A 631-nucleotide genomic window follows, 5' to 3' on the forward strand; every position below is an offset into this window, starting at 1 on the left:
GATGGGCACCATGTGCGGGCAGGCCACCACCCGGCAGCCGGCGGCCTCGCCGGAGGCCACCCCGGGCGCGGAGTCCTCCAGGACCACGCACCGGCTCGGGTCCACCCCCAGCAGCGCGGCCGCGCGCAGGTAGGGGTCCGGGGCGGGCTTGCCGCGCTCGACCTCGTCACCGGCCACGACGACCGCGAAGGCGCCGGGCACCAGGTCGGCCACGGTGCCGGCCAGGGACCGGTAGGACATCGTCACCAGCGCGCACGGCACGCCGCGCCCGGCGAGGGCGCGCAGCAGGTCCAGCGCGCCGGGGCGCCAGACCACGCTCGCGGAGACCTGCCGCACGACCTCGGCGATCAGCTCCTCGACGATGGCGTCGGGGTCCAGGTGCACGCCGGCCTCGGCGGCCAGGTGGGCGGCCAGCAGGCGCCCGGAGTCCGGCAGCGCGCTGCCGACCAGCTGCAGGGCCTGCTCGTGGGACCAGCTCGCGCCGTGCCGGGCCATCAGGGCGTGCTCGGCGGCGATCCAGTGCGGCTCGGTGTCCACGAGGGTGCCGTCCATGTCCCACAGGACGGCGGCGGGCGCGGCGGGGCCCGGCGCGGCGGCGCGGGCCGGGGTGTCGGGGGTCGGCGTGTCGGTG

At 78.8% G+C, this 631-nt stretch carries 1 protein-coding gene; it reads right to left on the minus strand.

Annotation, left to right across the window (positions count from 1 at the left end; translation table 11 throughout):
* Positions 1-631: HAD family hydrolase (locus GTR00_RS22195; RefSeq protein ID WP_323132677.1), on the minus strand; the 631-nt coding region annotated here is incomplete at both ends.

This window comes from Kineococcus indalonis (assembly GCF_009906395.1).
GTDB classification, from domain to species: Bacteria; Actinomycetota; Actinomycetes; order Actinomycetales; family Kineococcaceae; genus Kineococcus; species Kineococcus indalonis.